The sequence below is a fragment of the Bordetella genomosp. 13 genome (assembly GCF_002119665.1).
GTDB lineage: Bacteria > Pseudomonadota > Gammaproteobacteria > Burkholderiales > Burkholderiaceae_B > Bordetella.
The window spans coordinates 3,456,469-3,482,410 of record NZ_CP021111.1 but is presented as its reverse complement, the minus strand read 5'-3'; the positions used below and the strand labels follow the sequence as shown (position 1 = coordinate 3,482,410).

Here is a 25,942-nt window from a genome sequence, read left to right as displayed (position 1 = left end):
TTATTCTGCCTTGGCGGCGGGCGCGGGCAGGCTGGCCAGGTACTCGCCGACTTCCTTGCTGGGGATGACGTCCGCGTACTTGCAGTTCAGGTCGAACAGGTTGATGGCGTGGCTGGCCTGGAAGCGGTCGAACGCCGCTTCCTCGGGGATGATGACCTTGAAGTTGTACGAGTACGCATCCACCGCCGTGGCGCGCAGGCAGCCGGAACTGGTGCAGCCCACCAGGATCAGCGTGTCCACGTCCAGGAAGTTCAGGTGGCTCATGAAGATGGTGCCGAAGAAGCACGAGGGCTTCTGCTTCGAGATGCGGATGTCCTGCGGACGCGGCGCCAGCGGCTCGACGGTCTGCGTGGCATGCGTGTTGGCCACCACGGTCTTCTCGCCGCCGCGGTGGTTCTTGCCCACCTGCACGCCGCTGTCCAGCAGGTCGGGACGGCGGCCGCTTTCGGTGTAGAACACAGGGATGTTCTTCTCGCGCGCCAGTTCCAGCAGCGGCACCATGTGGGCCACGGCGTCCCAGGCTTCCTTGCCGCAGTGCGTGCGGTACTGCTTCAGGCCCTCGAGGATGTCCTCGGGCTTGTCGCCGCAGAAGTTGTACTGCACGTCGATGATGAACAGGGCCGGGCGCTTGCCGAAGCCGCCGCGCTTGCCGTAGCCGGCCTGGGCCAGCACCAGCTTGTCGCGCTCGGTCAGGAAGTCGTCCCAGATTCGTTTGTTGTCGCTCATGAATTTCCTCTTCGGATGATCGGTGCGGATGGGCGCTCAGCGGCGCAGGAAACGGCCGCCGGGGTTGGTTCGGGCGTCGTCGGTGATGCGGCCGTCCTGCATGACGGTGCGGCCTCGCACCAGCGTGCGGATCGGCCAGCCCTTGAGCGTCATGCCTTCGTACGGCGAATAGTCGGCGTGCGACTCCAGCGTGGCCGGGTCCACGGTGCGCTCCAGGTCGGGGTCGACGATCAGCAGATCGGCGTCCTTGCCGACCACGATGCCGCCCTTCGAGGGCATGTTGTAGATGCGCGCCGAGGTGCCCGAGGCGATCTCCATCAGCCGCTCCAGCGGCACGCCGCGGCGGTGATATCCCTCGTGCAGCAGGATGGGCAGGATCATGCCCGTGCCGGGGAAGCCGTTGCTGGCGGCCCAGATGTCCTTGTCCTTGGTCTCGCGCTTGCGCGGCACGTGGTCCGAACCCACCGTGGTGATGGAGCCGTCCAGCACGCCTTCCCACATGGCCTCGACGTCGTCCTGCCCGCGCACCGGCGGATTCACCTTGGCGTAGGGGCCGGCCGGCGATTCGTCGTTCAGGAACAGGTAGTGCGGGCAGGTTTCGACGTAGATCGGCGCCGTGCTGCGGCGGCGGTGGCGCCGCACTTCGTCCAGCGCCTCGCGACTGCTCAGGTGCACGATATTGACCGGGGTCTGCGTCTTGGACGCGAAATAGCACACGCGGTGCACGTTCTCGGCTTCGAGAAAGTCGGGGCTCTGTTCGTTCCACGCCTTCAGGTCGTCGCGCCCGGCGGCGCGCAGCGGGTCGCGCAGCACCGGGATCACCTCGACGTTCTCGCAGTGCACGCCCAGGATCGCGCCGGGAATGCGCGCGGTGGCGCGCAGCGCCTCGAACAGCAGGCCGTCGTCGATGTCGGTGAAGCCTTTGGACAGGCCAGCCGCGCCCTTGTACATCATGTACAGCTTGTACGAGGTCACGCCGAACTGCTTCGAGATCGCTTCGAGCGTCTCGACGTGCAGGTGGCTGGTGATGCCGAAGTGAAAGCCGAAGTCGATGCAGCTCTGGCTCTCGCCGCGCTCGCGCGCCGCGTCGCAGGATTCGCGGATGTCCTTCGAGCGATGGAACGACAGCACCGAAGTCGTGCCGCCCAGCACGGCCGTGCGCGCCTCGGTCTCGAAGTCCGTCTCGGGCGATCCGAAGCCGAAGTGCACGTGCGGGTCGATGACGCCGGGCAGCACCCACAGCCCGCCGCAATCGATGATTTCGGCGGCCGTGAGGTCGGCGCCGTGCTCGGCGATGACGGCGATGCGGCCGTCCTTCACGCCCAGCGTGCCCAGGGTCAGGCCCTGTCCGGGCAGCATCATTCGGGCGTTGGTCAGTACGAGATCCAGGGACATGGGATTGGGGTCTCTGCGCGGTTGATGAAGGAGTCGATAACGGGATATTGGATCAGACCGCGGCGCCTTCGTGCGCGCCGGCGGCCAGGAAATGCTGCAGGACCTGTGCCGGGATGCCCCCGTCGGCCAGCAGTTCGCGCTCGGCCTGCGTCAGCACCTGAGGCACGGCTTCGAACTCGATGCGGCCGTTTGCGCCTTCGGCCGCCACCCGCACCGGCGTGCCGTCGCGCAGGGCCTGCGCCACATTGCTGAACGTATAGGTTTCGGTGCCGCTCAGGCCCAGCTGACGCCATCCCTGGCCCGGCAGGAAGGCCAGGGGCAGGATGCCCATGCCGACCAGGTTGGCGCGATGAATGCGCTCGAACGATTCGGCGATGACGGCGCGCACGCCCAGCAGTGCCGAACCCTTGGCGGCCCAGTCGCGGCTGCTGCCCGTGCCGTACTCCTTGCCGGCCAGCACGATGGTGCTGACGCCATCGGCCTCGTAGGCGCGCGAGGCGTCGAAGATGGACATCTGGATGCCTTCTTGCCGGGCAGCTGGGGCCTCGCCTTCGGCACGATCGGAAGGGGCGGCCTCGGCCCCACGCGGGAAATAGCGCGTGACGCCGCCCTCGACCTCGGGCACCAGCAGGTTCTTCACGCGGATGTTGGCGAAGGTGGCGCGCGTCATCACCTCGAAGTTGCAGCGGCGCGCCACATAGGTGTTGAAGTCGCGCGGCGCAATGCCGGCGTCCATCAGGTAGCGGCCCGCCGGAGAGTCCTGCGGGATCTCGCCTCCGGGCGAGATGTGGTCCGTGGTGAGCGAGTCGCCGAAGGCGGCCAGCACGCGCGTGCCGCGCAGCTGGCGCTCCAGGCGCGACAGCGCGTCGCCGTCGTCCGCCGCTTTGAAGAAGGGCGGCTCGACCAGGTAGTACGACTGCGGATCCCACGGAAAACGCAGGCCCTGCGGCGCTTCCATGTCGCGCCACAGCTTCAGGTCGTCGTTCTCGTCCGACGAGGCCGTGTACGTCTGCAGGAAGGCGGTGCGCTGCTGCGCCAGGGGCAGCAGCGCCGCGATCTCTTCCGGCGTGGGCCAGATGTCGCGCAGGTATACGGGCTGGCCGGACTTGTCCGTGCCCAGCGGGTCGTTGTCCAGGTCCAGGTCGATGCGGCCGGCCAGCGCGTAGGCCACCACCATGGGCGGCGACGTGATGTAGTTGGCGCGGATCAGCTTGTGGATGCGCCCTTCGAAATTGCGATTGCCCGACAGCACGGCCGCGGCGACCAGTTCGCCGGACTCGATGGCCTGCGGCACGCCCTCGGCCAGCGGACCCGACTTGCCGCCGCAGGTGGTGCAGCCGTACCCGATGACGTAGAAGCCCAGCGCCTCGAGTGCGGGCAGCAGGCCCGCCTGCTGCAGATAGCCTGTGACCACGCGCGAGCCCGGGGCCAACGAGGTCTTGACCCACGTCGCGGGCGCGAGGCCGCGGGCCACGGCCTTCTGCGCCACCAGCCCGGCAGCCAGCATGACAGCGGGGTTGGAAGTGTTGGTACAAGAAGTGATGGCCGCCAGCACCACCGAGCCGTGATGCAGCGGTCCCGACGTGACGCCCGGCGTGGCGTTGAAGCCGCCTTCTTTCAGCGGCAGCGGCAGGCGCTCGGCGAAGTCGGCGGGCACGCGCCCGATGGGCATGCGGTCTTGCGGACGGCGCGGGCCGGCCACGCTGGGCTTGGCGGCCGACAGGTCGATCTCGATCACGCGCGAATAAACTGGATCGGGCGACCCGGGCGCGCGGAACAGGCTGTTGGCGCGGCAATAGGCCTCGATCAGCGCCACATGTTCGGGGCTGCGGTCGGTATGGGCCAGGTAGGCCAGCGTGCTCGCGTCCACGGGGAAGAAACCACAGGTGGCGCCATACTCGGGCGCCATGTTGGCCATGGTGGCGCGCTCGGGCACGCTCAGCGCGGCCACGGCCGGGCCGAAGAACTCGACCATGCAGCCCGCCACGCCCGCGCGCCGCAGGGTTTCGGTAATGAGCAGCGCCGCGTCCGTGGTGACGGCGGGCGCCGCGATGCGGCCGGTCAGTCGCACGCCCACGACCTCGGGCACCGGGAATGTGTAGGCCTGGCCAAGCAGCGCGGCCTCGGCATCGATGCCGCCCACGCCCCAGCCCAGCACGCCCAGCGAATTCACCATGGGCGTGTGCGAGTCGCCGCCGATGACGAAGTCGGGATAGGCCCAGGCCTGGCCGTCGCGCTCGGCGCGCACCACCACGGGGGCGATGTGCTCGATGTTGACCTGGTGGATGATGCCGGTGCCCGGCGGAAACACGCGCAGGCCGCGGAACGCCTGCTGCGCCCACTTCAGGAAGCGATAGCGCTCGGCATTGCGTTCGAACTCGCGCCCCAGGTTGCGGGCCACGGCCTGGTCGCTGCCCCAGTGGTCCACCTGCAGCGAATGGTCGACGATCAGGTCCACCGGCAACTGCGTATTCACCGCGGCGGCGTCGCCGCCCTGGCGCGCCACCGCGTCGCGCAGCGCTGCCAGATCCTGCAGCACCGGCAGTCCGCTGGAGTCGGGCAGGATGACGCGCGCCACGCGCAGCGGCAGGTCGGCGCCGGTGCGTTGGTTCCAGGCCGCCACCGCGTCGATCTCGGCGTCTGCCACGGGCAGACCCCATTGCTGGTTGCGGCCCAGGTTCTCCCACAGCACGCGGATGACGTAGGGCAGCGTGGCGATGTCCAGTCCGCGGTCGCGAGCCGCGGCAGCGATATCGAAATAGCGGATGGCGTCGCCGGACAGGTGGAATACAGAGAGCATTGAATCGATGGGCAGTATGGAAACGGCGATTGGATAGTAAGTCTGCCTGATTTTACTGTCAACACTTATACCGTTTTTCTAAGATCATCGCCCGGTGGATGAAACCTGCCTTCGGCGGCTTGGCGGGGCACCGTCTCGCATGCCGAGTTCTCCATGTAGAACGATGCTGCGCTGCATCGTGCCGCGGCCTCTCCGCCCGGTGGCGCAAGCCTCGTGAGGATGTCCGCGCCGCGTATCGTTCTATCCAAAAGAGTTGACACTTTTGACGCGTGTTTGTTAGGCTACCCATCATTCGGCCCGGCTGCGGCTGTCGCGCCGCCGTACTCGACCAGGCTTTTCAATTGGAGCAAGCAATGACCAGCGCACAGAAATTCCGCCAACTGCTGCAGAGCGGAGAGTTCATCGTCTCGCCCGGCGTCTACGACGGCTACAGCATCCGGCTGGTCGAAGCCGCCGGCTTCAAGACGGCCTGCACCAGCGGCGCCGCGGTGTCGAACGCGCTGCTGGGCGTGCCCGACATCGGCGTCATGGGCCTGACCGAGAACGTCAACCACTGCCGCAACCTGGCGCGCTCGGTATCGATTCCGCTGACGGCCGACGCCGACACCGGCTACGGCAATCCGGTCAACGTGTTCCACACCGTGCGCCTGTTCGAAGAGGCCGGCGTGGCGGGCGTCAACCTCGAAGACCAGGTCAGCCCCAAGCGCTGCGGCCACATGCCGGGCAAGGACGTGGTGCCCCAGGAAGAAATGGTCCGCAAGATCGAGGCTGCGTGCCAGGCGCGCCGCGATGACGCCTTCGTCATCGTCGCCCGTACCGATGCGCTGGCCGTCGAAGGCATCGAGGGCGCGGTGCGCCGCGCCAAGGCCTATGCCGCCGCGGGCGCCGACATGCTGTTCCCCGATGCCGTGCGCAGCGCCGACGACATCAAGCGCATCGTCGATGCGGCCGGCATCCCGGTCAGCATCAACATGGGCTTCGGCATCCGCAACCGTCCCACCACGCCGCTGATTCCGCTGCCCGAACTCAAGGCCCTGGGCGTGCGGCGCATCAGTCTGCCGCGCATGCTGCCGGCCGCGGCCATCCGTTCGATGACGCAGGCCCTGCAGGTCATGCGCCAGGTCATGGAGACCGGCGAGCCGGCCGACCGCCCCGACCTGCTGGCCAGCATCGAGGACATCATGGAGCTGATGGGCTACAAGGATGCGCGCGCGCTGGAAGCGCGCCTGCTGAACTGAGTCCGCGCGGGGCGCTTGCCTGACGGCGGGCGCTGCTGCTAGCGTGTGGTTTCGGGCCCGTCGGACGCAGCCGCGCCGTACGGGCCGGCCAGGGAGGGCCCATGCACGCTTTCAGCACGCATCAGGTGGTGAACCAGGTCCCGCCGCTCGAAGACTACTCTCTGTACGACACCGATCCGGTGCTGCGCGAGGCCGTGCTGCGTGAAGGCGCCGCCGCCTGGCAAGAGGAACTGCGCGAACACGGCGCCTGGCTGGGCCGGGCCCAGACCCTGCAGGCGGCCGAACTGGCCAATCGCCACGGCCCCATCCTGCATGCCTACGACCGCACGGGCCAGCGCGTCGACCGCATCGAATTCCATCCCGCCTGGGCGCAACTGATGCACGGCATCGCGGCGCGCGGGCTGCACAGCAATGCCTGGCTGCAGCGCAAGCCGGGGGCCCACGCGGCGCGCGCCGCGGCCTATCTGATGCAGGGCCAGGCCGAGGCCGGCACGCTTTGTCCCACCACCATGACGCATGCCGCCGTGCCGCTGCTGATGCGCGAGCCGGCCGGCGCGCTGGACTATGCGCACGAGTGGCTGCCCGTGCTGTTCACGCACGAGTTCGACGGCGGCGATGTGCCCTTGGCCGGCAAGCGCGGCGCGCTCATCGGCATGGGCCTGACCGAGAAGCAGGGCGGATCCGATCTGCGCGCCGTGGCCACCACGGCGGAACCCGTCGGTACGGCCGGCCGTGGGCAGGCCTATCTTCTTACGGGCCACAAATGGTTCTTCTCGGTGCCGCAGGCCGACGCGCATCTCGTGCTGGCGCGCGTGGACGCGGGCCCGTCGTGCTTCTTCGTGCCGCGCTGGATTCCCGAAGGGCCGCGCAACGCCGTGCGCATCCGCCGGCTGAAGGACAAGGTCGGCAACCGCAGCAATGCCAGCGCGGAGGTCGAGTTCGAACAGGCTTGGGGCGTGATGCTGGGCGAGCCCGGCCGGGGGCTGGCCGTGCTGCTGGAAATGGCCGCCGCCACACGGCTGGATTGCGTGCTGGGCAGCGCCGCGCTGCTGCGCCAGGCGCTGGCCCAGGCCTTGCATCACGCCACCCACCGCCAGGCTTTCGGCCGCAGGCTGCTGGACCAGCCCGTCATGCGCGGGGTGCTGGCCGACCTGGCGCTCGAAAGCGAGGCGGCCACCGCGCTGGCCATGCGCCTGGCGCGGGCGGTGGACCATGCCAACCAAGCGGGCGAACGCGCGCTGTTGCGCGTGGGCACGCCGGCGGCCAAGCTGTGGGTATGCAAGCGCGCCATCGTCGCCGCTGCCGAGGCCATGGAGGCGCTGGGCGGCAATGGCTACGTGGAAGAGGGCCCATTGGGCCGCATCTACCGCGAGGCGCCGGTGAACTCCATCTGGGAAGGCTCTGGCAACATCATGGCGCTGGACGTGCTGCGGGCGCTGGCGCGCGAGCCCGAGACCCTGCCGGCGCTGCGCGCCGAGCTGGATGCGGCGCGCGGCGTGCTGGCTTCGTACGATCAGGCCATGGATGTCTGGCTGCGCCTGTTGGACGATCCAGCGGGCGCCGAGCCGTTGGCGCGCCGCGTGGCCGCGGGGCTGACGCGGCTGTGGCAGGCGGCTCTGCTGATCCGCCATGCGCCCGCGCCGGTCGCCGCCGCCTTCGCGGCGACCCGGCTCGCGCAGCCGGCCGGCATCGTCGGCGAATGGCCCGAGGGCCACGATACGGGCGAGGCGCTGGCGCGCGCCTGGCCGGGGCTGGGATAGCGGCGACCGCGGGACAGTAGTGCGGACGCATCTGCTACATTGCCGGACTGGCTTTCCGTTTTACCGATTTGCGCGGCGCGCGCCGGACATCACATCATGCTTACTCAGCAGGAACTCAAGCAGCAGGCGGCCGATGCCGCCCTGGAATTCGTCGACGCCGTCGCGGCGCCCGACGTGGTCATCGGCGTGGGCACCGGCTCCACGGCCGACCTGTTTATCGACGGCCTGGCGCGCTTCAAGGGACGCGTGCGGGCCACCGTGGCCAGTTCCGAGCGCAGCGCGGCGCGGCTGGCCGGCCATGGCCTGGCCGTGCTCGATCTCAACGATGTCGAATCCATGCCCATCTACGTGGACGGCGCCGACGAGATCGATGCCAATCTGCACATGATCAAGGGCGGCGGCGGCGCGCTGACGCGCGAGAAGATCGTGGCCTCGGTTGCCGAGCGCTTCATCTGCATCGCCGACGAGTCCAAGCTGGTGCAGCGGATGGGCGCCTTCCCGCTGCCCATCGAAGTGATTCCCATGGCCCGCGAGGCAGTGGCCCGGCGCATGGCCGCGCTGGGTGGGCGGCCCCGCCTGCGCGAGGGCTTCGTCACCGACAACGGCAACGTCATCCTCGACGTGGCAGGTCTGTCCATCGCCGATGCCAGGGCGCTGGAAACCGACATCAACGGCATGGCGGGCGTGGTGACCTGCGGCCTGTTCGCGCTCGCCGGGGCAGACGTGGCGCTGCTGGCCACGCAGAGCGGCATCCGGCGCCTTGACAAGCCGGCCTGACCGGCCGGGCGGCCCGCTGCGCTTCACATTGCTGTCATATACAAGTCATAAGCTGGCGGGCCGAATAGGTTTCCCTTGGGGCGGTCGCGGTCGCCCCTTGTGATTACGCAGCCCGCGGGGCACTATTATCCAGGCGACGTGCCTGCTCATAACCACGCAAGGAATCCGGATGACGGAGCACACCAACAAGCAGTTTGACGCCGACCTTGAACACGTACGCTCGCAGTTCCTGCAAATGGGCGGCGTGGTCGAGGCCATGATCTACGAGGCCGTCGAAGCGCTGTCGTCCCATGACCCGCAACTGGTCGAAAAGGTCCGCGAGCGCGAGAAAGAGGTCAACCGCTACGAGGTCGAGATCGACGAGCGCATCAGCCTGCTGCTGGCGCGCCACCAGCCCACCGCCATCGACCTGCGCACGCTGCTGGCCGTGTCCAAGATGCTGACCGACATGGAACGCTCCGGCGACGAGGCCGACAAGATCGCCACCACCGTGCGTCGCATGCAGGACACCGACCGCCCGCAGATCCAGCTGGTCGAACTGCGCCACATGGCCGACATGGTCGGCAACATGCTGCGCCTGTCGCTCGACGCATTCGCCCGCCTCGACGCCGTGCAGGCCGCCAAGGTGGTGCGCAGCGACAAGGAAGTCGACAAAGAGTGGAAGGCTGCCCTGCGCAACCTGATCACCTACATGATGGAAGATCCGCGCACCATCTCGCGGGCCATCGACATGGTGTTCATCGCCCGCGCGCTAGAGCGCATCGGCGACCACGCGAAGAACATGTCCGAGCGCGTCATCTACATGGTCAAGGGCGCCGACGTGCGCCACACCGGCGTGCGCAACACCGAGCGCCAGGCGCGTGGCGACGAGGAAGGCGAGGCCGCGGAAGGCTGAGCTTTCGCTCTCATGGATTGCCGCCCTCCGCGGCGGCATGTCGGACAAGGACCCGCAAGGGTCCTTTTTCTTTTCGGGCCGAATGCATCAACGTTGTAGAGAGGGCACGGTTTGATGCTAGCCATGTCAATATCAATGAGAATGATTCTGTTTTTGCTATCATCGCCCCTTGCTTTGCAGTTCCTATTTCTCTACACCCCCGAACCGTCGCATGAAACTACGTCCCCTGGCTTACCTGATCGCCACGCTGCCCTGCATGGCCGCCCCCGTCCACGCTCAAACTCCGGCCGCGCAGCAGAACAGCGCTCCGATCACAACGCTGGAGACCGTGTCGGTCGAAGCCAGCGCCGACGCCTCGGCCGAAGGCTTGGCGCCGGCCTATGCAGGAGGGCAGGTCGCCACTGGAGCCAAACTCGGCATCCTGGGCACCAAAGACAACATGAGCGCGCCCTTCAGCGTGACCAGCTACACCAACGAGCTGATCCAGGACAAGCAAGCCCGCAGCGTCGCCGACGTGTTGCTGAACGATCCCAGCGTGCGCGTGGCGCGTGGCTTCGGCAATTTTCAGGAAACCTATTTCATCCGCGGCCAGGTTCTGTATTCGGATGACGTGGCCTACAACGGCCTGTACGGCCTGCTGCCCCGCCAGTACATCGCCAGCGAATTCTTCGAGCGGGTCGACGTGCTGCGCGGCGCCTCCACCTTCCTGACTAGCGCGCCTCCGGGAGGCAGCGGCGCAGGCGGCGTGGTGAACCTTGTGCCCAAGCGTGCTTCCAACGAGCCGCTGACGCGCTTGACCACCGGCGTGGGCAACGACGGGCAGGGCTCGCTGTCCACCGACATCTCGCGCCGGTTTGGCCCCGACGACAGCGTGGGCATCCGGCTGAACGCGGTCGCCCGCGGCGGCGATGGCGCGGTGGACGACGAGAATTCGCGCCTGGGCGGTGGGATGCTCGGTCTGGATTGGCGCGGCGACCGCCTGCGGCTGTCAGCCGACGTGGGCTGGCAGGAAAACCGCCTGAAGCGCATCCGTCCCAGCGTAGATGTGCTAGATATGTCCGGCCTGCCTTCCATCCGCGATGCCGAGCACAACTGGGCACAGCCGTGGACGTACTCCAACGAGCGAGACGTATTCAGCACGCTGCGCGGCGAGTACGACATTTCCGATAACGTCACGACCTGGGCCGCGTTCGGTCTCCGCGACTCCACCGAAAAGAACCAACTGGCCGGCATGGACGTGACCAATTCGTCTACCGGCGACGGCTACATCTCTCGCTTCGACAATAAGCGCGAGGAGTTCGTGTACACCGGCGAGGTGGGCATGCGCATCAAAGGCCGCACCGGCCCAGTCGGCCATGAAGTGGTGTTGTCCGCGACCTACTTCGACAAGAAAGAGAAGAACAACTATGCGATGACGTTCTCGAATTCGTGGCCCAGCAATCTGTACCATCCCACCATGTACGATAGCAGGGATGTTGCCTACGAGTTCCAGGGCGGCGATCTGGACAATCCCTTGGTGCGCAACCGTGTGCGCACCAGCAGCTTTGCCATCGGCGACACGCTGTCCTTGCTGGACGACAGTGTACTGTTCACGTTGGGGCTGCGGCATCAGCGCCTCGCGATGCGCACGTTCGACTATGACACCGGCGAACTGATCGACGGCGGCGACTACAAGACCAGCCGCGATTCTCCGGCGTTGGGTCTAGTGGTCAAGCTGAATCCGGCGTTCTCTGTCTATGCCAATTACATCGAACAGCTGGCGCAGGGCTCGGTGGTCGGTGATCGCGACGCCGACAACTATGGCGAGATGCTGCCGCCCTATGTGGCGCGCCAGCGCGAGGTCGGGATCAAGTACGATGGCGGCCGGATCGGCGGCGGCCTGGCTTTCTTCTCCACCAATCGCCCGCACGGAACTCGCACGTCCGACAACCGCGTCGCCATCGCTGGCGAGGACCGTTACCAGGGCATCGAACTGACCGTTTTCGGCGAAGCCGCGCGCGGCGTGCGCGTGCTGGGCGGCGTCACCTGGTTCAATGCCAAGCAGCGCGACACCGGCACTGCCAGCATCGACGGCAACCGCGTGGTCGGCGTGCCCCGCTACCAGGCCAACATGGGTGTCGAGTGGGACCTGCCCGGTCTGGACGGGGTGACCATCGACGGCCGGATGGTGTACACGGGTTCGTTCTATGCCGACGACGCCAATGAATTGCGCGTGCCATCGTGGACGCGCTTCGATGCCGGCGCGCGCTATGTCACTGAGGTCGGCGGTCGCATGCTGACCTTGCGCGCCCGCGTCGAGAATATCGCCAACAAGGCCTATTGGGCTTCGGCAGGTGGGTATATCGGATCCGGTGCCACCTCCGGCTACCTGGTGGCCGGCGGACCGCGCACATTCTGGCTGAGCGCCAGCATGGATTTCTGATTCCGAAGCCGGCAGTTCGGCAGCCGGCAAACGCCGACCTCGCCGAATTGCCTGCGGCGAGAACGAAGAAAGGCCCCCGATGGGGCCTTTTTTGCGCGCATCGCGTGTGCGTGCTTCGTTTGCCGGGCGCAAAACATCTCATGCATCGCCCAAGGGATCGGAGCGATCCAAGGCCTTTGTGCTTCCGGCGGTGAGCAGGCCATTGCGGCCCGCTGTCGCTTTAGTTCGCTACCGTCACGAACACCGGATTCGAGTAGAACCACAGGTCGTTGTAGTTCCGAGCGTTGATCGCGTTGAAACGCGCGACGTTGTCGGCGAAGTTGATGGTCTCGTCGGCCAGCGGCTCGCCGTCGGCCATCTCGTTGGCGACGTCCACGCCCAGGTTCGTGCCGCGCAGGCGCAGGTATTGATTGCCCGAGACCGTCATGCGGTACTTGATGACGTTGTAGCCTTCCTCGTCCACGGTCCAGTCGTCGCGGTCGAAGCGCGCCAGCACTCGGGTCGAAGGATTCGTGGCGGCGGCATACTCGGGCGTGCCGGCTTCGGCGCGTTCGCCCACGTCACCCACGATCAGGTCCACGTGATCGACCGTCGGCTTCACGTACGTCGGGTTGCCGCTTTCGATCGGGTACTCGTAGTTGTTGCGCTCGGGGCTGCGGAAGCGGATGGTGACTTCGACTTCCTCGCCGGCAGCGGCCTGCAGTTCACCGCCCATCTGGGCGGTGCCGGCCGCGCTGGTGGCGGAGAAGTCCAGCGCGTCGATCAGGTCGCCGAACACGCCGAACACGCGGCCGCTCTTCAGCCCCGCCACCACGGCCGCCATGTCGTCGCCGTCCTTGTGTACGTAGGTCTTCGAGTACTCGCCGGGGGCGTAGCCGCTGCTGTACAGGCCCAGGCGGGTGCGGAAGTGATAGTCGGAGTCCGCCACCGTCCAGATGCGGCGGCCTTCGCCCAGCAGCGAGTCCCAGATGCCGCCCAGTTGCGCGACCATGGGGTCCGCGCCGCCATAAGTGCGCGCCGGCGCCACGTAGCCGCCACGATCGGGTTCCATCTGGTTGCCCACCATGCCTTCGATGGTGAAGAACTGGTCGGGCGCCAGGTCATGCATCTCGCGCACGTTCTCGGCGCTATAGCGGCCCACATAGCGCAGTGGATGGTTCAGCAGCATGTAGCTGTCGGGATGGTTGTCGCGCAGCCAGGCGAGCGCGGTCAGCGCGTCGGCATGCGTGGTATAGGCGCGCGTCTCGCCGCTGAGGCGATCGACCAGCACGGGGTCGAACAGGGCGGGGGCGCGATTGGTGAACAGATATTCGAACTCCGCCACCGCCTCCAGCGATTCGGCCGACATCGGATCATTTACGCCGATGCCGATGTTGACGTGGTCATGCGTCGGCATGTCCCATTCGAAGGACGAGAAGATGATCTTGCCTTCGTACCGGCCGAGATCTTGCTGCTGCTTGATGAACGGTACTTCGTACTCGGCCATGCCGCGCGAAAAGGCGATCGGGCCGCCGGCGATGGTGGCGCCGGTATGGTCGCGGGTCGACGTACGCAGGTGATTCGAGATGGACGCCCAGTCCAGTTCATAGCGATCGAAGGCCTGATCCAGTGCATGTTCCAGGCTCACCTGTGCGTCGTCCGACTGATAAGTGTGCACGTGCAGGTCGCCCTTGCTCCAGGCTCCGGTCTCGACGGGCTCGGGCTCGGGCGTGTTCTCCGGCGGCGTTTCAGGAGCGGGCTGTTCCGAAGCGGGCGGCGCCGGCTTGTCGTCATCGTCGTCGCTGCCGCATGCCGACAGCAGGGTTGTGCAGGCGAGGAGGGCGGGCAGGAGTGCCCGGCGAAGCTGGCTTAGGCCGTACTGCAATGTCATGGCTTGAGAGTCCCCATGGGAAGGCGGCCGGGGTGCCGCCTTTTGAAGAGGCGCCAGTATGGTCAGCAGTAATGACTCGATCGTGACATAGTGTCGACAGATTTTGCGGTTGTGAGGCGAATGTTATGAGATAACATTCTATAGTGTAGACAGTTGGTCAGAAATGCAGAAGGCCTCGGATCGCTCCGAGGCCTTCTGTCCGAGTGCCGGAAGGGCGGCGGTCGCCGCCTTTGCCTTACACCTCGATCACGTCCGCCACGTCCTTGTAGTCGGCGATCTTGTCGAAGTTCAGGTACTGGTAGATCTGGTCGCCGCTCTTGTTGATGACGCCCATGTCGGCCATGTACTCGTCCTTGGTCGGGATGCGGCCCAGGCGCGAGCAGATGGCGGCCAGTTCGGCCGAACCCAGGTACACGTTGGTGTTCTTGCCCAGGCGGTTCGGGAAGTTGCGGGTGCTGGTGGACATCACCGTCGCGCCTTCGCGCACCTGCGCCTGGTTGCCCATGCACAGCGAGCAGCCCGGCATCTCGGTGCGCGCGCCCGCCGTGCCGAACACGCCGTAGTGGCCTTCCTCGGTCAGTTGCTGCGCATCCATCTTGGTGGGCGGCGCTACCCACAGCTTGACGGGGATGTCGCGCTTGCCTTCCAGCAGCTTCGACGCCGCGCGGAAGTGGCCGATGTTGGTCATGCAGCTGCCGATGAACACTTCGTCGATCTTGGCGCCGGCCACGTCCGACAGGGTCTTCACGTCGTCGGGATCGTTGGGGCAGGCCACGATGGGTTCGTGGATGTCGGCCAGGTCGATCTCGATGACGGCGGCGTACTCGGCGTCGGCATCGGGTTGCAGCAGCTGGGGATCGGCCAGCCAGGCTTCCATGGCCTTGATGCGGCGGCCCAGCGAGCGCTCGTCTTCATAGCCGTTGGCGATCATCCACTTCAGCATCACGATGTTGCTGTTGATGTATTCGATGATCGGTTCCTTGTTCAGGTGCACCGTGCAGCCGGCGGCCGAGCGCTCGGCCGAGGCGTCGGACAGCTCGAACGCCTGTTCCACCTTCAGGTCGGGCAGGCCTTCGATCTCCAGGATGCGGCCCGAGAACACGTTCTTCTTGCCTTGCTTGGCAACCGTCAGCAGGCCCTGCTTGATGGCGTACAGCGGAATGGCGTTGACCAGGTCGCGCAGCGTGACGCCGGGCTGCATCTTGCCCTTGAAGCGCACCAGCACCGACTCCGGCATGTCCAGCGGCATCACGCCCGTGGCGGCGGCGAAGGCCACCAGGCCCGAGCCCGCGGGGAACGAGATGCCGATGGGGAAGCGGGTGTGCGAGTCGCCGCCGGTGCCAACTGTGTCGGGCAGCAGCATGCGGTTGAGCCACGAGTGGATCACGCCGTCGCCCGGGCGCAGCGAGATGCCGCCACGCGTGCTGATGAACTGGGGCAGCGTGTGGTGCGTCTTCACGTCCACTGGCTTGGGATAGGCGGCGGTGTGGCAGAACGACTGCATCACCAGGTCGGCCGAGAAGCCCAGGCAGGCCAGGTCCTTCAGCTCGTCGCGGGTCATGGGGCCGGTGGTGTCCTGGCTGCCCACCGAGGTCATGCGCGGTTCGCAGTAGGTGCCCGGGCGCACGCCCTTGCCTTCGGGCAGGCCGCAGGCGCGGCCGACCATCTTCTGGGCCAGCGTGTAGCCGCGGCCGGTGTCGGCCGGGTCCTTGGGCAGGCGGAACAGCGTCGAGGGCGGCAGGCCCAGCGCCTCGCGGGCCTTGGCGGTCAGGCCGCGGCCGATGATCAGCGGAATGCGGCCGCCGGCGCGCACTTCGTCGAACAGCACGTCGGACTTCACTTCGAAGGTCGAGATGACTTCGCCGTTCTTCAGGGCCTTGCCTTCATAGGGACGCAGCTCGATGACGTCGCCCATTTCCATCTTGGACACGTCCACTTCGATGGGCAGCGCGCCGGCGTCTTCCATGGTGTTGTAGAAGATCGGGGCGATCTTGCCGCCCAGGCACACGCCGCCGAAGCGCTTGTTGGGCACGAAGGGAATGTCCTCGCCCGTGAACCACAGCACCGAGTTGGTCGCCGACTTGCGCGACGAACCCGTGCCGACCACGTCGCCCACGTAGGCGACCAGGTGGCCTTTTTTCTTCAGGTCCTGGATGAACTGCACCGGACCGCGCTTGCCGTCTTCCTCGGGCTGGAACGCCGCGCCTTCGCGCTTGTTCTTCAGCATGGCCAACGCGTGCATCGGGATGTCGGGGCGCGTGGTGGCGTCGGGAGCGGGCGACAGGTCGTCGGTGTTAGTCTCGCCGGGCACCTTGAAGACCGTAATGGTCAGGCTCTGCGGCAGTTCGGGACGATCGGTGAACCACTCGCCATCGGCCCAGCTCTGCATCACGGCGCGCGCATTGGCGTTGCCCTTGTCCGCCTTCTCCTTCACGTCGTGGAAAGCGTCGAACATGAGCAGAGTCTTCTTCAGCGCGTCGGCCGCCACGGTGCCCACTTCGGCATCGTCCAGCAGCTGCACCAGCGGTCCGATGTTGTAGCCGCCCAACATCGTGCCCAGCAGCTCGGTGGCCTTGGCGCGGCTGATCAGCGCACACGATTCCGTGCCCAGCGCGATGGCGGCCAGGTACGAAGCCTTGACCTTGGCGGCGTCGTCCACGCCAGCCGGCACGCGGTGGGTCAGCAATCCCAGCAGGTTCTGCTCTTCGCCGGCGGGCGGATTCTTCAACAGCTCGATCAGGTCCGCGGTCTGTTGGGCCGAGAGGGGAAGGGGAGGAATGCCCAGCGCGGCGCGTTCCGCCACGTGTTTGCGATAGGTTTCCAGCATGGTGCCTGCCTAAGTAGTCGGGTTGGCGTGAAGGTACGGCGGCGATTGTAGAGGCAACGGGGCCATGAGGGCAAACGTCTTATATCTTATATAAGAGTTGCAATCGACTCGCATTCTCTGGTCGCCCCGGTGGCGGCTTGGCGACTCGGCGGGCACGCCGCTTGCGATGGCCAGGCTCTTCCAAAATTGGCCGTGTCCTACCGCGGTCCTCACCTTCGAAGGAGCCTCGCATGACCTACGACTTCTGGTATTGGGACGGCATCCCCGGACGCGGCGAATTCGTCCGCCTGGCGCTGGAAGCGGCCGGCATCGACTATCGCGAACGTGCCCGCGAACCGGGCGCCACGGCCAAGACGGTGGTCCAAGACATGAAGTCGGATCGCGCGCAACCGCCGTTCGCCCCGCCGTATCTGCAGGCTGGCAACATCACGCTTGGCCAGACCGCAAATATTCTGCTGTACCTGGGCGAGAAGCACGGCCTTGCGCCGGATACGGTCGCCGGCCGTTATTGGGTGAACCAGTTGCAGCTGACCATCGCCGACCTGGTGGCCGAAACGCACGACGTGCATCACCCGATCGCCGCCAGCGAGTACTACGAAGATCAGCGCGACGAGGCCGTGCGGCGCGCCGCGAATTTCCGTGAAGAGCGCATACCGAAGTTCCTGGGCTATTTCGAGCGCGTGCTGAACGGCTCCGATGGACCATGGCTGGCGGGCGGCCAGCGTTGGAGCTACGCCGACCTGTCGCTGTTCCTGGTGGTGGACGGCCTGCTGCACGCGTTTCCGCGGCGCATGTCCACGGTTGCCGCGCGCTGCCCCAAGGTGATGGCGCTGCACGAACGCGTGGCCGCCTTGGCCGAGCTGCAGGATTACTTCGCCAGCGACCGTAGGCTGCCCTACGGCGACGGCATATTCCGCCATTATCCCGAGCTGGACGCGGAATAGCGGCAAGGAACGAGCCGGATCACGGCCGGGCTGGCAATCGAGAAACAGGGCGCGGCATGGTGATGGCAGGGCCGCGCGGGCTGCGCGATCCGGCCGGCCTACAATGGCCGTTTTCGCCCACCGTCCGCCGCGCATGGCCTACTACCGTCGCCGATACTCCACGCCGAATCCCTACGCCGGGGCCTACGCCGATCCGTATTCGCCCGTGGCGGCCGACCCCGCTCACGTACCGGCCATGCTGCCCGCGCGACCCGCGCCCGTGGCGCGCCAGGCCAGCGCCGCGCTGCGTGCGCTGGGCGCTCCGTTCGCGGTGGCCGACCTGGAAACCACCGGCCTGTCCTGTTCGTCTTGCGAGATCCTGGAGTTCGCCGCGGTGCGCGTGTCGGCCTGTGGCGAGGTCGAGCGCGAGTACACGCAGGTCGTGCGCCTGCGGGGCCGCCTGCCTCCGTTCATCTCGCGGCTCACGGGAATCACGCAGGCCGAGGTCAATCGCGACGGCATACCGATGCAGGATGCCTTCAGCGGTTTCCTCGACTTCGTGGGCGACGTGCCCGTGTTCTTCCATAACGCTTCGTTCGACCGGCGCTTCCTGCTGGCCGCGTCCGAGATCACCGGCATGTCGTTCGCCAATCCCACGCATTGCACCTTGGCGCTGGCGCGCAAGGCCTGGCCCGAACTGCACTCGCACAAGCTGGGCATCCTGGCGCAGCACCTGGGCGTCAGCGCGCCCACCCACCGCGCGTTGGCCGACGTGCGCACCACCGTGGCCGTCGCCCTGGCGGCGCGTACACGTCTGGCCACCGATTGATGGCCAAATGTTGCGGCGGCGCGGCCGCTATTTCAGTGGATTTCCAGCCCCTTCCGCAACCTGACGCGATCCTTATACTGAAGTCTCCCTGATTCGTATGAGGACGTGCCATGTACAAACGCTTGCTCGCAGCCGCGCTCAGCTGCTCGCTGCTGGGTGTCAGCTCCATGGCCTGGGCCGATGACCATCGCGGACGGGATCGCGACCGCCATGAACATCGCAAGGAACACCGGCACGAACATCGCGGCGATCGCCATGACAAGCACGACCGCAAGGAGTGGCGCCGCGACGATCATCGCGACGACCGATGGCACCATGCGCGCCGCGGCCCGCCACCTCGCGTCGTGGTCGAGAAGCACTACCACGCGGCGCCGCGACCCCATCACCGCTGGTCGCGGGGCGAATATGTGCCGCGGATGTATCGCGGCGGCCATTACGTGGTGGCCGACTATCACGCCTATCACCTCGCGCCTCCGCCGCGCGGCCATCACTGGATCAATGTCGGAGCGGATTATTTCCTGATCGGCGTGGCCACCGGAGTCGTGCTGCAGGCCGTACTGGGCGGCTGAAAATACCGAAGGGGCCGGGGGCGTCGCGTGGCGGCGCCCCGTCATTCTCCCGATCGCGGCGCGCAGGTATGCAGGCGGGCTGGCATGGCGTTAGCATGAACATACCCTGGCTCGCCCACCGCGGCAGCCGCGGCCGCATATGTCCGCCATCATCGACCCTCCCGCCAACCTGGATGCCCTCATCGCCAGCTGTCGCCGATTCGAGGCGGAGCTGCGTTCAGGCACGGCCGGCGGGCTCTCCGACATTCCGCGCCCCGTCCGCGATTTCTTCCCTCCGGACAATCCCTATCCGCGCCTGCCAGGTATGTGGGCGCCCTTGATGTGGCTGCTGTCGTGCTCGCTGGCCCTGACGGGCATCGACGCGATCATCCTGCAGGTGATGCCGCGGCCATTGGGCGACGCTTCCGGCAGGGTGCTGTTGATCATGCTGGTCAATGTGCTGGCTGCCATCGCGGCGGTGGCCGGCATCGTCGGGGCCGCGCGCGCATCGAGCCAGGCCTTCGATGGCCTGCGCCGCATGACGCAGGGCATGCTGCTGGTGGCCGCGAGCACGGCGGTGCTGGGCGCGCGCGCCGGCCTGTTCTGGATGTTTCCCACCATGACCATGCTGGGTGCGCTGCTGATGTGGCTCACGCTGAATTCGCGGCCGTTCTGCCTGTGGGGCGGGTACCAGCTGGCGGGACGGATGGTGCGCACGCTGCGCATACAGGCGCGGCGCGCCTGAGCGGCCATGCGCGCGGCGCGGCATGCCGCGCGCCCGTAGCCTGCTACCAGCCGGCCGCCGCGCCGTCGCTGCGCGGATCGTTCCCGCCTTCGAACAGTCCGTCCGCATGGCGCACGATGGCGCCGGCGTGGCCCATGGTTTCGTCGTAGCCGTGCAGCACTTCCACCGGATGGCCCAGTGCGCGCAGCGTGTCCACGGTGGCCTGCGGGAAGCGCGACTCCAGCTTCAGCGTCTCGCTGCTGTTGCCCCAGGTGCGTCCCAGCAGCCAGCGCGGCGCATCGATCGCCGCCTGCGGATTCATGCCGAAGCGCGCGATGCGGCTGAACACCGCGGCCTGCGATTGCGGCTGCCCGTCCCCGCCCATGTTGCCGTACACCATCGTGCGGCCGTCGGAAAAGCGCGCCAGCGCGGGGTTGAGCGTATGGAACGGCTTGCGTCCCGGCGTGAGCGGATTGCGCGCCTCGGGATCGAGCGAGAAGCTGCAGCCGCGGTTCTGCCACTGGATGCCGGATTGATCCAGCACGATGCCGCTGCCGAACTCATGATAGATGCTCTGGATGAAGCTGACCGCGACGCCGTTGGCGTCGATCACGCCCATCCACACCGTATCGCCGGGGCCCTTGCCGCCCGCCCACGCGCCGGCAAGTCCGGGCCGCACGCGCGCGGCCAGCGTATCGAGATGGTCGGCTTGCAGCAGCTGCTGCGGATCGATGCTCATGTACGCGGGATCGGTGATGTCGCGGTCGCGTATGGCAAAGGCCTGCTTGGTGGCCTCGACGCAGGCATGCACGAACGGCGCGCCCAGCGGGTCCATGTCCGGCGTCAGCAGGCGGTCCAGTTGCCCCAGGATCAACAGCGAGACCAGCCCCTGCGTGGGCGGCGGCATGTTGTAGATCGTGCCCAGCGAGTGCGTCAGCGCGAGCGGCGTTTTCCATACGGCCTTGTGCGCCTGCAGGTCGGCCAGCGTGAGCGGGCTGCCGGCCTGCTGCAGATCCTGCGCGATGCCGTGGGCCAGGTCGCCCTGGTAGAAGTCATCCAGTCCCTTCAGCGCCAGGTGTTCCAGCGTGGCGGCCAGTCGCGGTTGGCGAAAGCGGCTGCCGACGGCCGGCACCGCGTCGTCCGGAAGAAAGGTGCGCGCGAAGCCGGGCACCGCGGCCAGCTCGTCACGCTTGGCGGCGATGCAGGCCGACAGGCTGCGCGATACCGGGATGCCGTCGCGCGCATACGCGATGGCGTCTTCCAGCAGACGCGCCACCGGCATGCGGCCGCGCAGCTCGTTGCGCGACCAGCCATAGGCGGCGTCCCATCCCGACACCGTGCCCGCCACGGTGTTGGCCGCCAGCCCGCCGCGAAACGGAATGCTGGACAGGCCCAGTGCGCGATAGGACTCGATACTGGCCGCGCCCGCCGCGGCGCCACAGGCTTCCAGGCCGATGGGCGCATGGCCCGGCCGGCTGATCAGCCAGAAGCCGTCGCCGCCCAGGCCATTCATGTGCGGGTACACGGCGGCAATGGTCGCGGCCGCGGCGATCATGGCCTCGACGGCGTTGCCGCCTTCGCGCAGGACAGCCAGCGCGCTTTGCGAGGCGAGGGCGTTGGGAGCGGTTGCCATGCCGCAGGTGCCGCGCACGGGATGATTGGGATGCTGCATGGAAGGACTCACGAAGCGGGCGGCGCCGCGGCGCCATGTCGATGAAAGGGTCGCGGCATTGTAGGCCGCCGCTATATCCTGCGCCGGCGCTACAGGACCTGCTGCTCGTGGTGCACTTCGGGAGGCTGCTCGAAATGCTCGCCCACCAGCTTGCGCCATTCCTGGAAATCCTCCGATTGGCGGAAGTCGACCATGTGGTTGTCCACTGTCTCCCAGTCCACCACCAGCGTGTACTGCAGGGGCTCCTCGATGCTGCGGTACAGCTGCATGCCATGACAGCCGCGGGCGCGCAGGAACAGCGGCTTGGCCTTGGCCACGCCGGCTTCGAAGTCGGCTTCGTGTCCGGCACGGACGCGGATGCTGGCGATTTCCTGGATCATTGTGTGTCTCCGATGATGCCGGGCCCGGAACGGCGCCGGTCAGTCCGCCAGTATGGCGCAACCGGCCCGGCCGCGCGACGACCTCCGCGTTTATGATGATGCGCCTGCGCATATTCCTTTGCGCGAGGAGACCGCCATGCATTTCCTGCTGTTCTACGACGTAGTGCCCGATTACGTGGTGCGGCGCGCCGCCTGGCGCGATGAGCACCTTGCGCTGGCGCGCCAGGCTGTGCAGCGTGGTGAGCTTGTGCTGGCCGGCGCGTTGGCCGATCCGGCCGACGGCGCCGTCCTGCTGTTCCAGGGCGACACGCCCGCCGCCGCCCAGGCGTTCGCCGCCGCCGACCCCTACGTGCGGGAAGGCCTGGTCACCCACTGGCGCGTGCGCCCGTGGATGACCGTGGTGGGCGAGGGCGCGGCGCATCCTGTTCCCTGAGTCCATCGCGCCGCAATTCAGCCGGCATGCCATGCCGGCTTCGGTACACTCTTGCGTTTCCCGGGCGTACCGCCATGCCCACGCCGTTCCCTTTGTCCTGACATGCCCTTATCCCACCTGCTGCTGGCGTTGTCCGTCGTCTTCGTATGGGGCACGAATTTCGTCGTCATCAAGTGGGGGCTGGACGAGTTCCCCTCGTTCCTCTTCTCCGCGCTGCGCTTCGTGCTGTCGGCGTTGCCGTGGGTCTTCCTGCTCAAGCGCCCGGCCGTGCCGTGGACCCGCATGGCGGCCCTGGGCACGCTGTTGAGCGTCGGCCAGTTCGGGCTGCTGTACTGGGCCATGCGACACGACATCTCGCCCGGACTGGCGTCGCTGGTGGTGCAGGCGCAGGTCTTCTTCACCATTCTGCTGTCCATGGCGATCAGCGGCGAGCGGCTGCGGCCCCTGCAGGTGCTGGCGCTGGGGCTCGCCGTGGCAGGCTACGTCGTGGTGGCTTGGCACAGCATCATCGATCCGGCCGCCGCGGTCACGCTGGCGGGGCTGGCCATGGTGCTGTCGGCGGCTTTCTGCTGGGGATGCGCCAATACGCTGGTGCGGACGGCGGGGAAGGTCAACATGCTGGCGCTTACCACCTGGAGTTGCCTGTACGGTTGCGTGCCGGTGCTGGTCCTGAGCCTGTTGGTGGACGGCCCGCAGGAGATCGCGCATGCGCTGGCGAACGCGACCTGGCATGGCTGGCTCGCGGTGCTGTGGCAGGCGCTGGGCAATACCACCTTCGCCTTCGGCGTATGGAACTGGCTGATGGCGCGCCATCCCGCTTCCACGGTGGCCCCCACGGCCTTGCTGGTCCCGGTGTTCGGCATGCTGTCGTCAGCCTGGCTGGTGGCCGAGCCGCTGCCCGACTGGAAACTGTACGCGGCCGTTCTCGTGCTGGGCGGCCTGGCGTTGAACCTGTACTCCGGGCGCCTCGCCGCGCGGCGCCACGCCTGATTGTCCGCGGCGAACCTCAGGCCCTGGGCGGAGGCGGAGGACCCATGTCGGCCGAGCCCGACGCCTGGGCCGCGAGGTCGTCGCGGGGCGGCGGCACCGCGCTGCTGCCGGGCGGCTGCGCGGCCTCGGCCTCGTGCCGCGCATCGCGCAGCAACATGGTCGCCTGCGGTGCCATCTCCAGTCCTGCGGCGGCCAGGCGCTGCAGAATCTCGAACAGCAGCTTGCTGCGCACCACATAGGCCGCGCGCGGCGAACTTACATAGCCCACGGCGTTGAATATCAGCCGGTCGCCTTCGATGCCGTCCAGGAACACGTCGGCGGCGGGCGTCTCCAATATCTCTTCGCGCTCGGAGAAGGCCGACAGCATCAGGTCGCGCACCTCGGCCGCATGCGTGCTGAGCGGCATGGGCAGGCGTATCTGCACGCGCCCCAGCGGATTCGAGTGCGTGACGTTGCGCACGGTCTTGGTGATGAATTCCGAGTTCGGCACGATCACCGTCGAACGGTCGCCCATCTGGATCTCGGTCGCGCGCACGTTGATGCGCTGGATGTCGCCCTCGATGCCGCCCAGCGATACCCAGTCGCCCACGCGCACTGGCCGTTCGGCCAGCAGTATCAGCCCCGACACGAAGTTCTGCACCACCGCCTGCAGGCCGAAACCGATGCCCACCGACAGGGCGCTGGCGATCCACGCGACCCGCTCCAGTCCCAGGCCCAGCACGGACAGCGACAGCGAGACGGCGAACACGATGCCGGCATAGCCAAACAGCGTGGCGGCCGAGGTCTGCATGCCCGGGTCGAAATTGGTGGTGGGAAGATAGCGTTCGGTCAGCCAGCGCTTGAGCACGCGCACCGCCAGCACGCCTAGGGCCAGCGCCATCAAGGCCTGCACCAGCGACCCGGGGCGCAACTGCACCTCGCCGATCTGCAGGCCGCGATGCAGCAGCCCCAGGCGATGGATGAGTTCGCTCGGCCCTTCGCCGAACGGGCTTACCAGCAGCACGGCAGCCACCGCCAGCACGGCGATGCGGCTGGCGCCCGACAGCAGCACCGCGGCCTGCTGGCGCAACTGCGACTGCGGCGTCTTCTCTTCCTGCTGCTTGCCGGCCAGCACCGTGGTGAAGCCGTCCTCCAGCAACAGCGAGATGAGGTAGGCCGAGGACAGCACGATCAGCACCCACAGCACCTGCCCGATCACGAAGCTGCCGAACGCGGCGTATCCGATCAGCAGTCCCGCCAGCCCCACGATCAGAGCCGCCCACGCCAGGTTGGTGGCGACCCCGACCCAGAACGGCCGCGGCGGCGTGGGCTGATCGGCATCGGCGGGCGCCGCCGCCGCTGCGGCCTGGCGCCGCAGCCGTTCGCCCCGCCGCAGCGCCACGACCAGTACCACGCCGAGCGCGGCGGCCGCGAGATTATTGAGCGCGATGGTGGTGGTCAGGCTGACATTGAGCAGGGCAGGCAGACGTTGCGACAGCCACACCGCCACCGCCAGTATGGCCAGGCTGCCGGGCAGCCAGCGCAGCCCTTCCGCCACGGCATCGGGCAGCGGCAGCAGGCGCCACGAGGGCCGACTGGCCGACAGCAATGCGTAGCCCATCCCCGCGATATAGCCAGCCAGACAGATGACGCCGACCAGGTCGGCAAGCAGGGTCTGCGTTGCGTCGGGCAGCGCGCCGTTCCAGGTCAGGCCCACATTGATCAGCGCGGCGACCGCGCCGGGCACCGCCGCGCCCAGCAGCGCGAACGCAGCCGCCAGGAAGGAGCGGCGCAGGCGGCCGGGCGGAACCCGCGTGCTGGTCAGCTTCAGCAGCAGGGCCCGCAGCCATCGCCGCACGAACAGCAGTGCGGCCAGCAGTGCCGCCAGCGCCAGCCATGCCCAGGCCGGCGTGCCGCGCATGCCGGCCAGCAGGTCCCGGCCCAGGTTGCCCGCACGGCTCAGGTCACGCGGCATCTCGCTGCGCAGATCCCGCCAGAAGCCGCCGGAAAGAAAGGTGCCGCGTCTTTCGCCCAGCGTTTCCTGGAATTGTGTGCGCCGTAGCGCGGATATGCGCTCGGCGGTCTGGCCGGCTTCTACCGACAGTAGGCGCGCCAGCTTGATCTGCGCGTCGATGCTGCTGCTGGACTTGCCCAGTTCGCGCCGTTGCTCGGCCACGTCCGGCGCTTCCTTCACCTCTTCGGACACGGGGCCCAGCTGGTTCAGGCGCGCCGTCACGTCCGCCAATTGCGGCGTCAGCGCCTCGGCGAGCGCGTCGGCCTGCGACTGGACCTTCTGCACGTCGGCGCGCCATTGGTTGAGGTCGCTATCGCTGGGTTTGCCCTCCAGACCCTTGCGGATGGTGTCGATGCGCTCGCGTGCCTCGGTCAGCTTGGCCTCGGCGTCGGCCACGTCTTCCTGCTGCGCATGGACCGCGCCGGCCGCCATGAGGGAGGCCAGCGCCAGGCAGCAGCACAGCAGCCAGGCATACAGGCGGTGGGAGCGACGGAAGTGGGAGAAGGTCATGCAGCACGATCAGAGTCTTTGCGATCGCGGCAGCATAGCAATTCTGGATGGGGGCGGTTGCGACAAAATCTGTCGCTGCGCGGCGGCGATCCGGATCGTCCGGACGCCGATGAGCGGGTCGAAGAAGAAAGCCGCCGCGCGCTGCGGTATGGGCCCTGTGAAGCTGGACGACGATCCGGCTTCGAAAGGCCCCCACCAGGGCGACTGCACAGCGGCGGCTGGGCGTCCGA

Annotated in this window: 19 protein-coding genes; 11 read left to right on the top strand and 8 right to left on the bottom strand. The window is 67.4% G+C overall.

Annotation, left to right across the window (positions count from 1 at the left end; genetic code table 11):
- Genes CAL15_RS15610 through acnA form a run of 3 tightly spaced genes read right to left on the bottom strand, consistent with a single transcriptional unit; the run spans window position 1 to window position 4,921 of the window.
- The gene (locus CAL15_RS15610; RefSeq protein ID WP_086079439.1) at window positions 1-726 is read right to left on the bottom strand and encodes an isochorismatase family protein; all 726 of its coding nucleotides are present in this window, start codon (window positions 724-726) and stop codon (window positions 1-3) included.
- Window positions 727-762: 36 nt separating this feature from the next.
- Window positions 763-2,121 (bottom strand): dihydroorotase, encoded by a 1,359-nt coding sequence (locus tag CAL15_RS15605; RefSeq protein ID WP_086079438.1) that lies wholly within the window; start codon window positions 2,119-2,121, stop codon window positions 763-765.
- A gap of 52 nt (window positions 2,122-2,173) precedes the next feature.
- Complete coding sequence (gene acnA / locus CAL15_RS15600) at window positions 2,174-4,921, bottom strand: aconitate hydratase AcnA (RefSeq protein WP_086079437.1); 2,748 nt, start codon at window positions 4,919-4,921, stop codon at window positions 2,174-2,176.
- Window positions 4,922-5,274: 353 nt separating this feature from the next.
- Here acnA and CAL15_RS15595 point away from each other — a divergent pair, with 353 nt between their 5' ends.
- The 5 genes from CAL15_RS15595 to CAL15_RS15575 all read left to right on the top strand — a co-directional run bounded on the left by CAL15_RS15595 (window position 5,275) and on the right by CAL15_RS15575 (window position 12,013).
- Window positions 5,275-6,159 carry an isocitrate lyase/PEP mutase family protein gene (locus CAL15_RS15595; RefSeq protein WP_086079436.1) on the top strand — a complete coding sequence of 295 codons (885 nt, stop codon included), beginning with the start codon at window positions 5,275-5,277 and terminating at the stop codon, window positions 6,157-6,159.
- Window positions 6,160-6,260: 101 nt separating this feature from the next.
- On the top strand, window positions 6,261-7,919 hold the full coding sequence (locus tag CAL15_RS15590) for an isovaleryl-CoA dehydrogenase (RefSeq protein ID WP_086079435.1): 1,659 nt from the start codon (window positions 6,261-6,263) through the stop codon (window positions 7,917-7,919).
- Window positions 7,920-8,015: 96 nt separating this feature from the next.
- Window positions 8,016-8,696 carry a ribose-5-phosphate isomerase RpiA gene (gene rpiA, locus CAL15_RS15585; RefSeq protein ID WP_086079434.1) on the top strand — a complete coding sequence of 227 codons (681 nt, stop codon included), beginning with the start codon at window positions 8,016-8,018 and terminating at the stop codon, window positions 8,694-8,696.
- A gap of 169 nt (window positions 8,697-8,865) precedes the next feature.
- Window positions 8,866-9,591 (top strand): phosphate signaling complex protein PhoU, encoded by a 726-nt coding sequence (phoU, locus tag CAL15_RS15580; RefSeq protein WP_086079433.1) that lies wholly within the window; start codon window positions 8,866-8,868, stop codon window positions 9,589-9,591.
- A gap of 211 nt (window positions 9,592-9,802) precedes the next feature.
- On the top strand, window positions 9,803-12,013 hold the full coding sequence (locus tag CAL15_RS15575) for a TonB-dependent receptor (RefSeq protein WP_086079432.1): 2,211 nt from the start codon (window positions 9,803-9,805) through the stop codon (window positions 12,011-12,013).
- A 220-nt stretch (window positions 12,014-12,233) separates the two neighbouring features.
- Here CAL15_RS15575 and CAL15_RS15570 read toward each other — a convergent pair whose 3' ends face one another.
- Together CAL15_RS15570 and acnB are read right to left on the bottom strand one after the other, a co-directional pair.
- Window positions 12,234-13,883: an S-layer protein gene (locus CAL15_RS15570; protein WP_420042509.1), complete on the bottom strand. Its 1,650-nt coding sequence runs from the start codon at window positions 13,881-13,883 to the stop codon at window positions 12,234-12,236.
- A gap of 235 nt (window positions 13,884-14,118) precedes the next feature.
- Window positions 14,119-16,710, bottom strand: coding sequence for a bifunctional aconitate hydratase 2/2-methylisocitrate dehydratase (acnB, locus tag CAL15_RS15565; RefSeq protein ID WP_086079431.1), 2,592 nt, complete (start codon window positions 16,708-16,710; stop codon window positions 14,119-14,121).
- Between the two features lie 230 nt (window positions 16,711-16,940).
- Between acnB and CAL15_RS15560 the strand changes: the two genes are divergently transcribed.
- From CAL15_RS15560 to CAL15_RS15545, 4 genes are all read left to right on the top strand, one after another.
- A complete protein-coding gene (locus CAL15_RS15560) occupies window positions 16,941-17,654 on the top strand; it encodes a glutathione S-transferase (protein WP_086079430.1) in 714 nt (237 codons plus the stop codon).
- Between the two features lie 235 nt (window positions 17,655-17,889).
- Window positions 17,890-18,462, top strand: a complete 573-nt coding sequence (locus tag CAL15_RS15555) for a 3'-5' exonuclease (protein ID WP_420042559.1) — start codon at window positions 17,890-17,892, stop codon at window positions 18,460-18,462.
- A 110-nt stretch (window positions 18,463-18,572) separates the two neighbouring features.
- Entirely contained in the window at window positions 18,573-19,031 is a 459-nt protein-coding gene (locus CAL15_RS15550) for an RcnB family protein (RefSeq protein WP_086079428.1), read from the top strand.
- A 139-nt stretch (window positions 19,032-19,170) separates the two neighbouring features.
- A complete protein-coding gene (locus tag CAL15_RS15545; protein ID WP_086079427.1) occupies window positions 19,171-19,755 on the top strand; it encodes a hypothetical protein in 585 nt (194 codons plus the stop codon).
- A gap of 43 nt (window positions 19,756-19,798) precedes the next feature.
- Here the strand turns inward: CAL15_RS15545 and CAL15_RS15540 are convergent, their stop codons facing one another.
- Window positions 19,799-21,406, bottom strand: a complete 1,608-nt coding sequence (locus tag CAL15_RS15540) for a gamma-glutamyltransferase family protein (protein WP_232467987.1) — start codon at window positions 21,404-21,406, stop codon at window positions 19,799-19,801.
- 89 nt (window positions 21,407-21,495) lie between these two features.
- A complete protein-coding gene (locus CAL15_RS15535) occupies window positions 21,496-21,786 on the bottom strand; it encodes an antibiotic biosynthesis monooxygenase family protein (protein ID WP_086079426.1) in 291 nt (96 codons plus the stop codon).
- A gap of 136 nt (window positions 21,787-21,922) precedes the next feature.
- Here CAL15_RS15535 and CAL15_RS15530 point away from each other — a divergent pair, with 136 nt between their 5' ends.
- Complete coding sequence (locus CAL15_RS15530) at window positions 21,923-22,219, top strand: YciI-like protein (protein WP_086081121.1); 297 nt, start codon at window positions 21,923-21,925, stop codon at window positions 22,217-22,219.
- Window positions 22,220-22,321: 102 nt separating this feature from the next.
- A complete protein-coding gene (locus CAL15_RS15525; protein ID WP_086079425.1) occupies window positions 22,322-23,209 on the top strand; it encodes an EamA family transporter in 888 nt (295 codons plus the stop codon).
- A gap of 16 nt (window positions 23,210-23,225) precedes the next feature.
- On the opposite strand, the gene CAL15_RS15520 is transcribed toward CAL15_RS15525, so the two are convergent.
- Entirely contained in the window at window positions 23,226-25,712 is a 2,487-nt protein-coding gene (locus CAL15_RS15520; protein ID WP_086079424.1) for a DUF3772 domain-containing protein, read from the bottom strand.
- Between the last annotated feature and the right edge of the window lie 230 nt (window positions 25,713-25,942).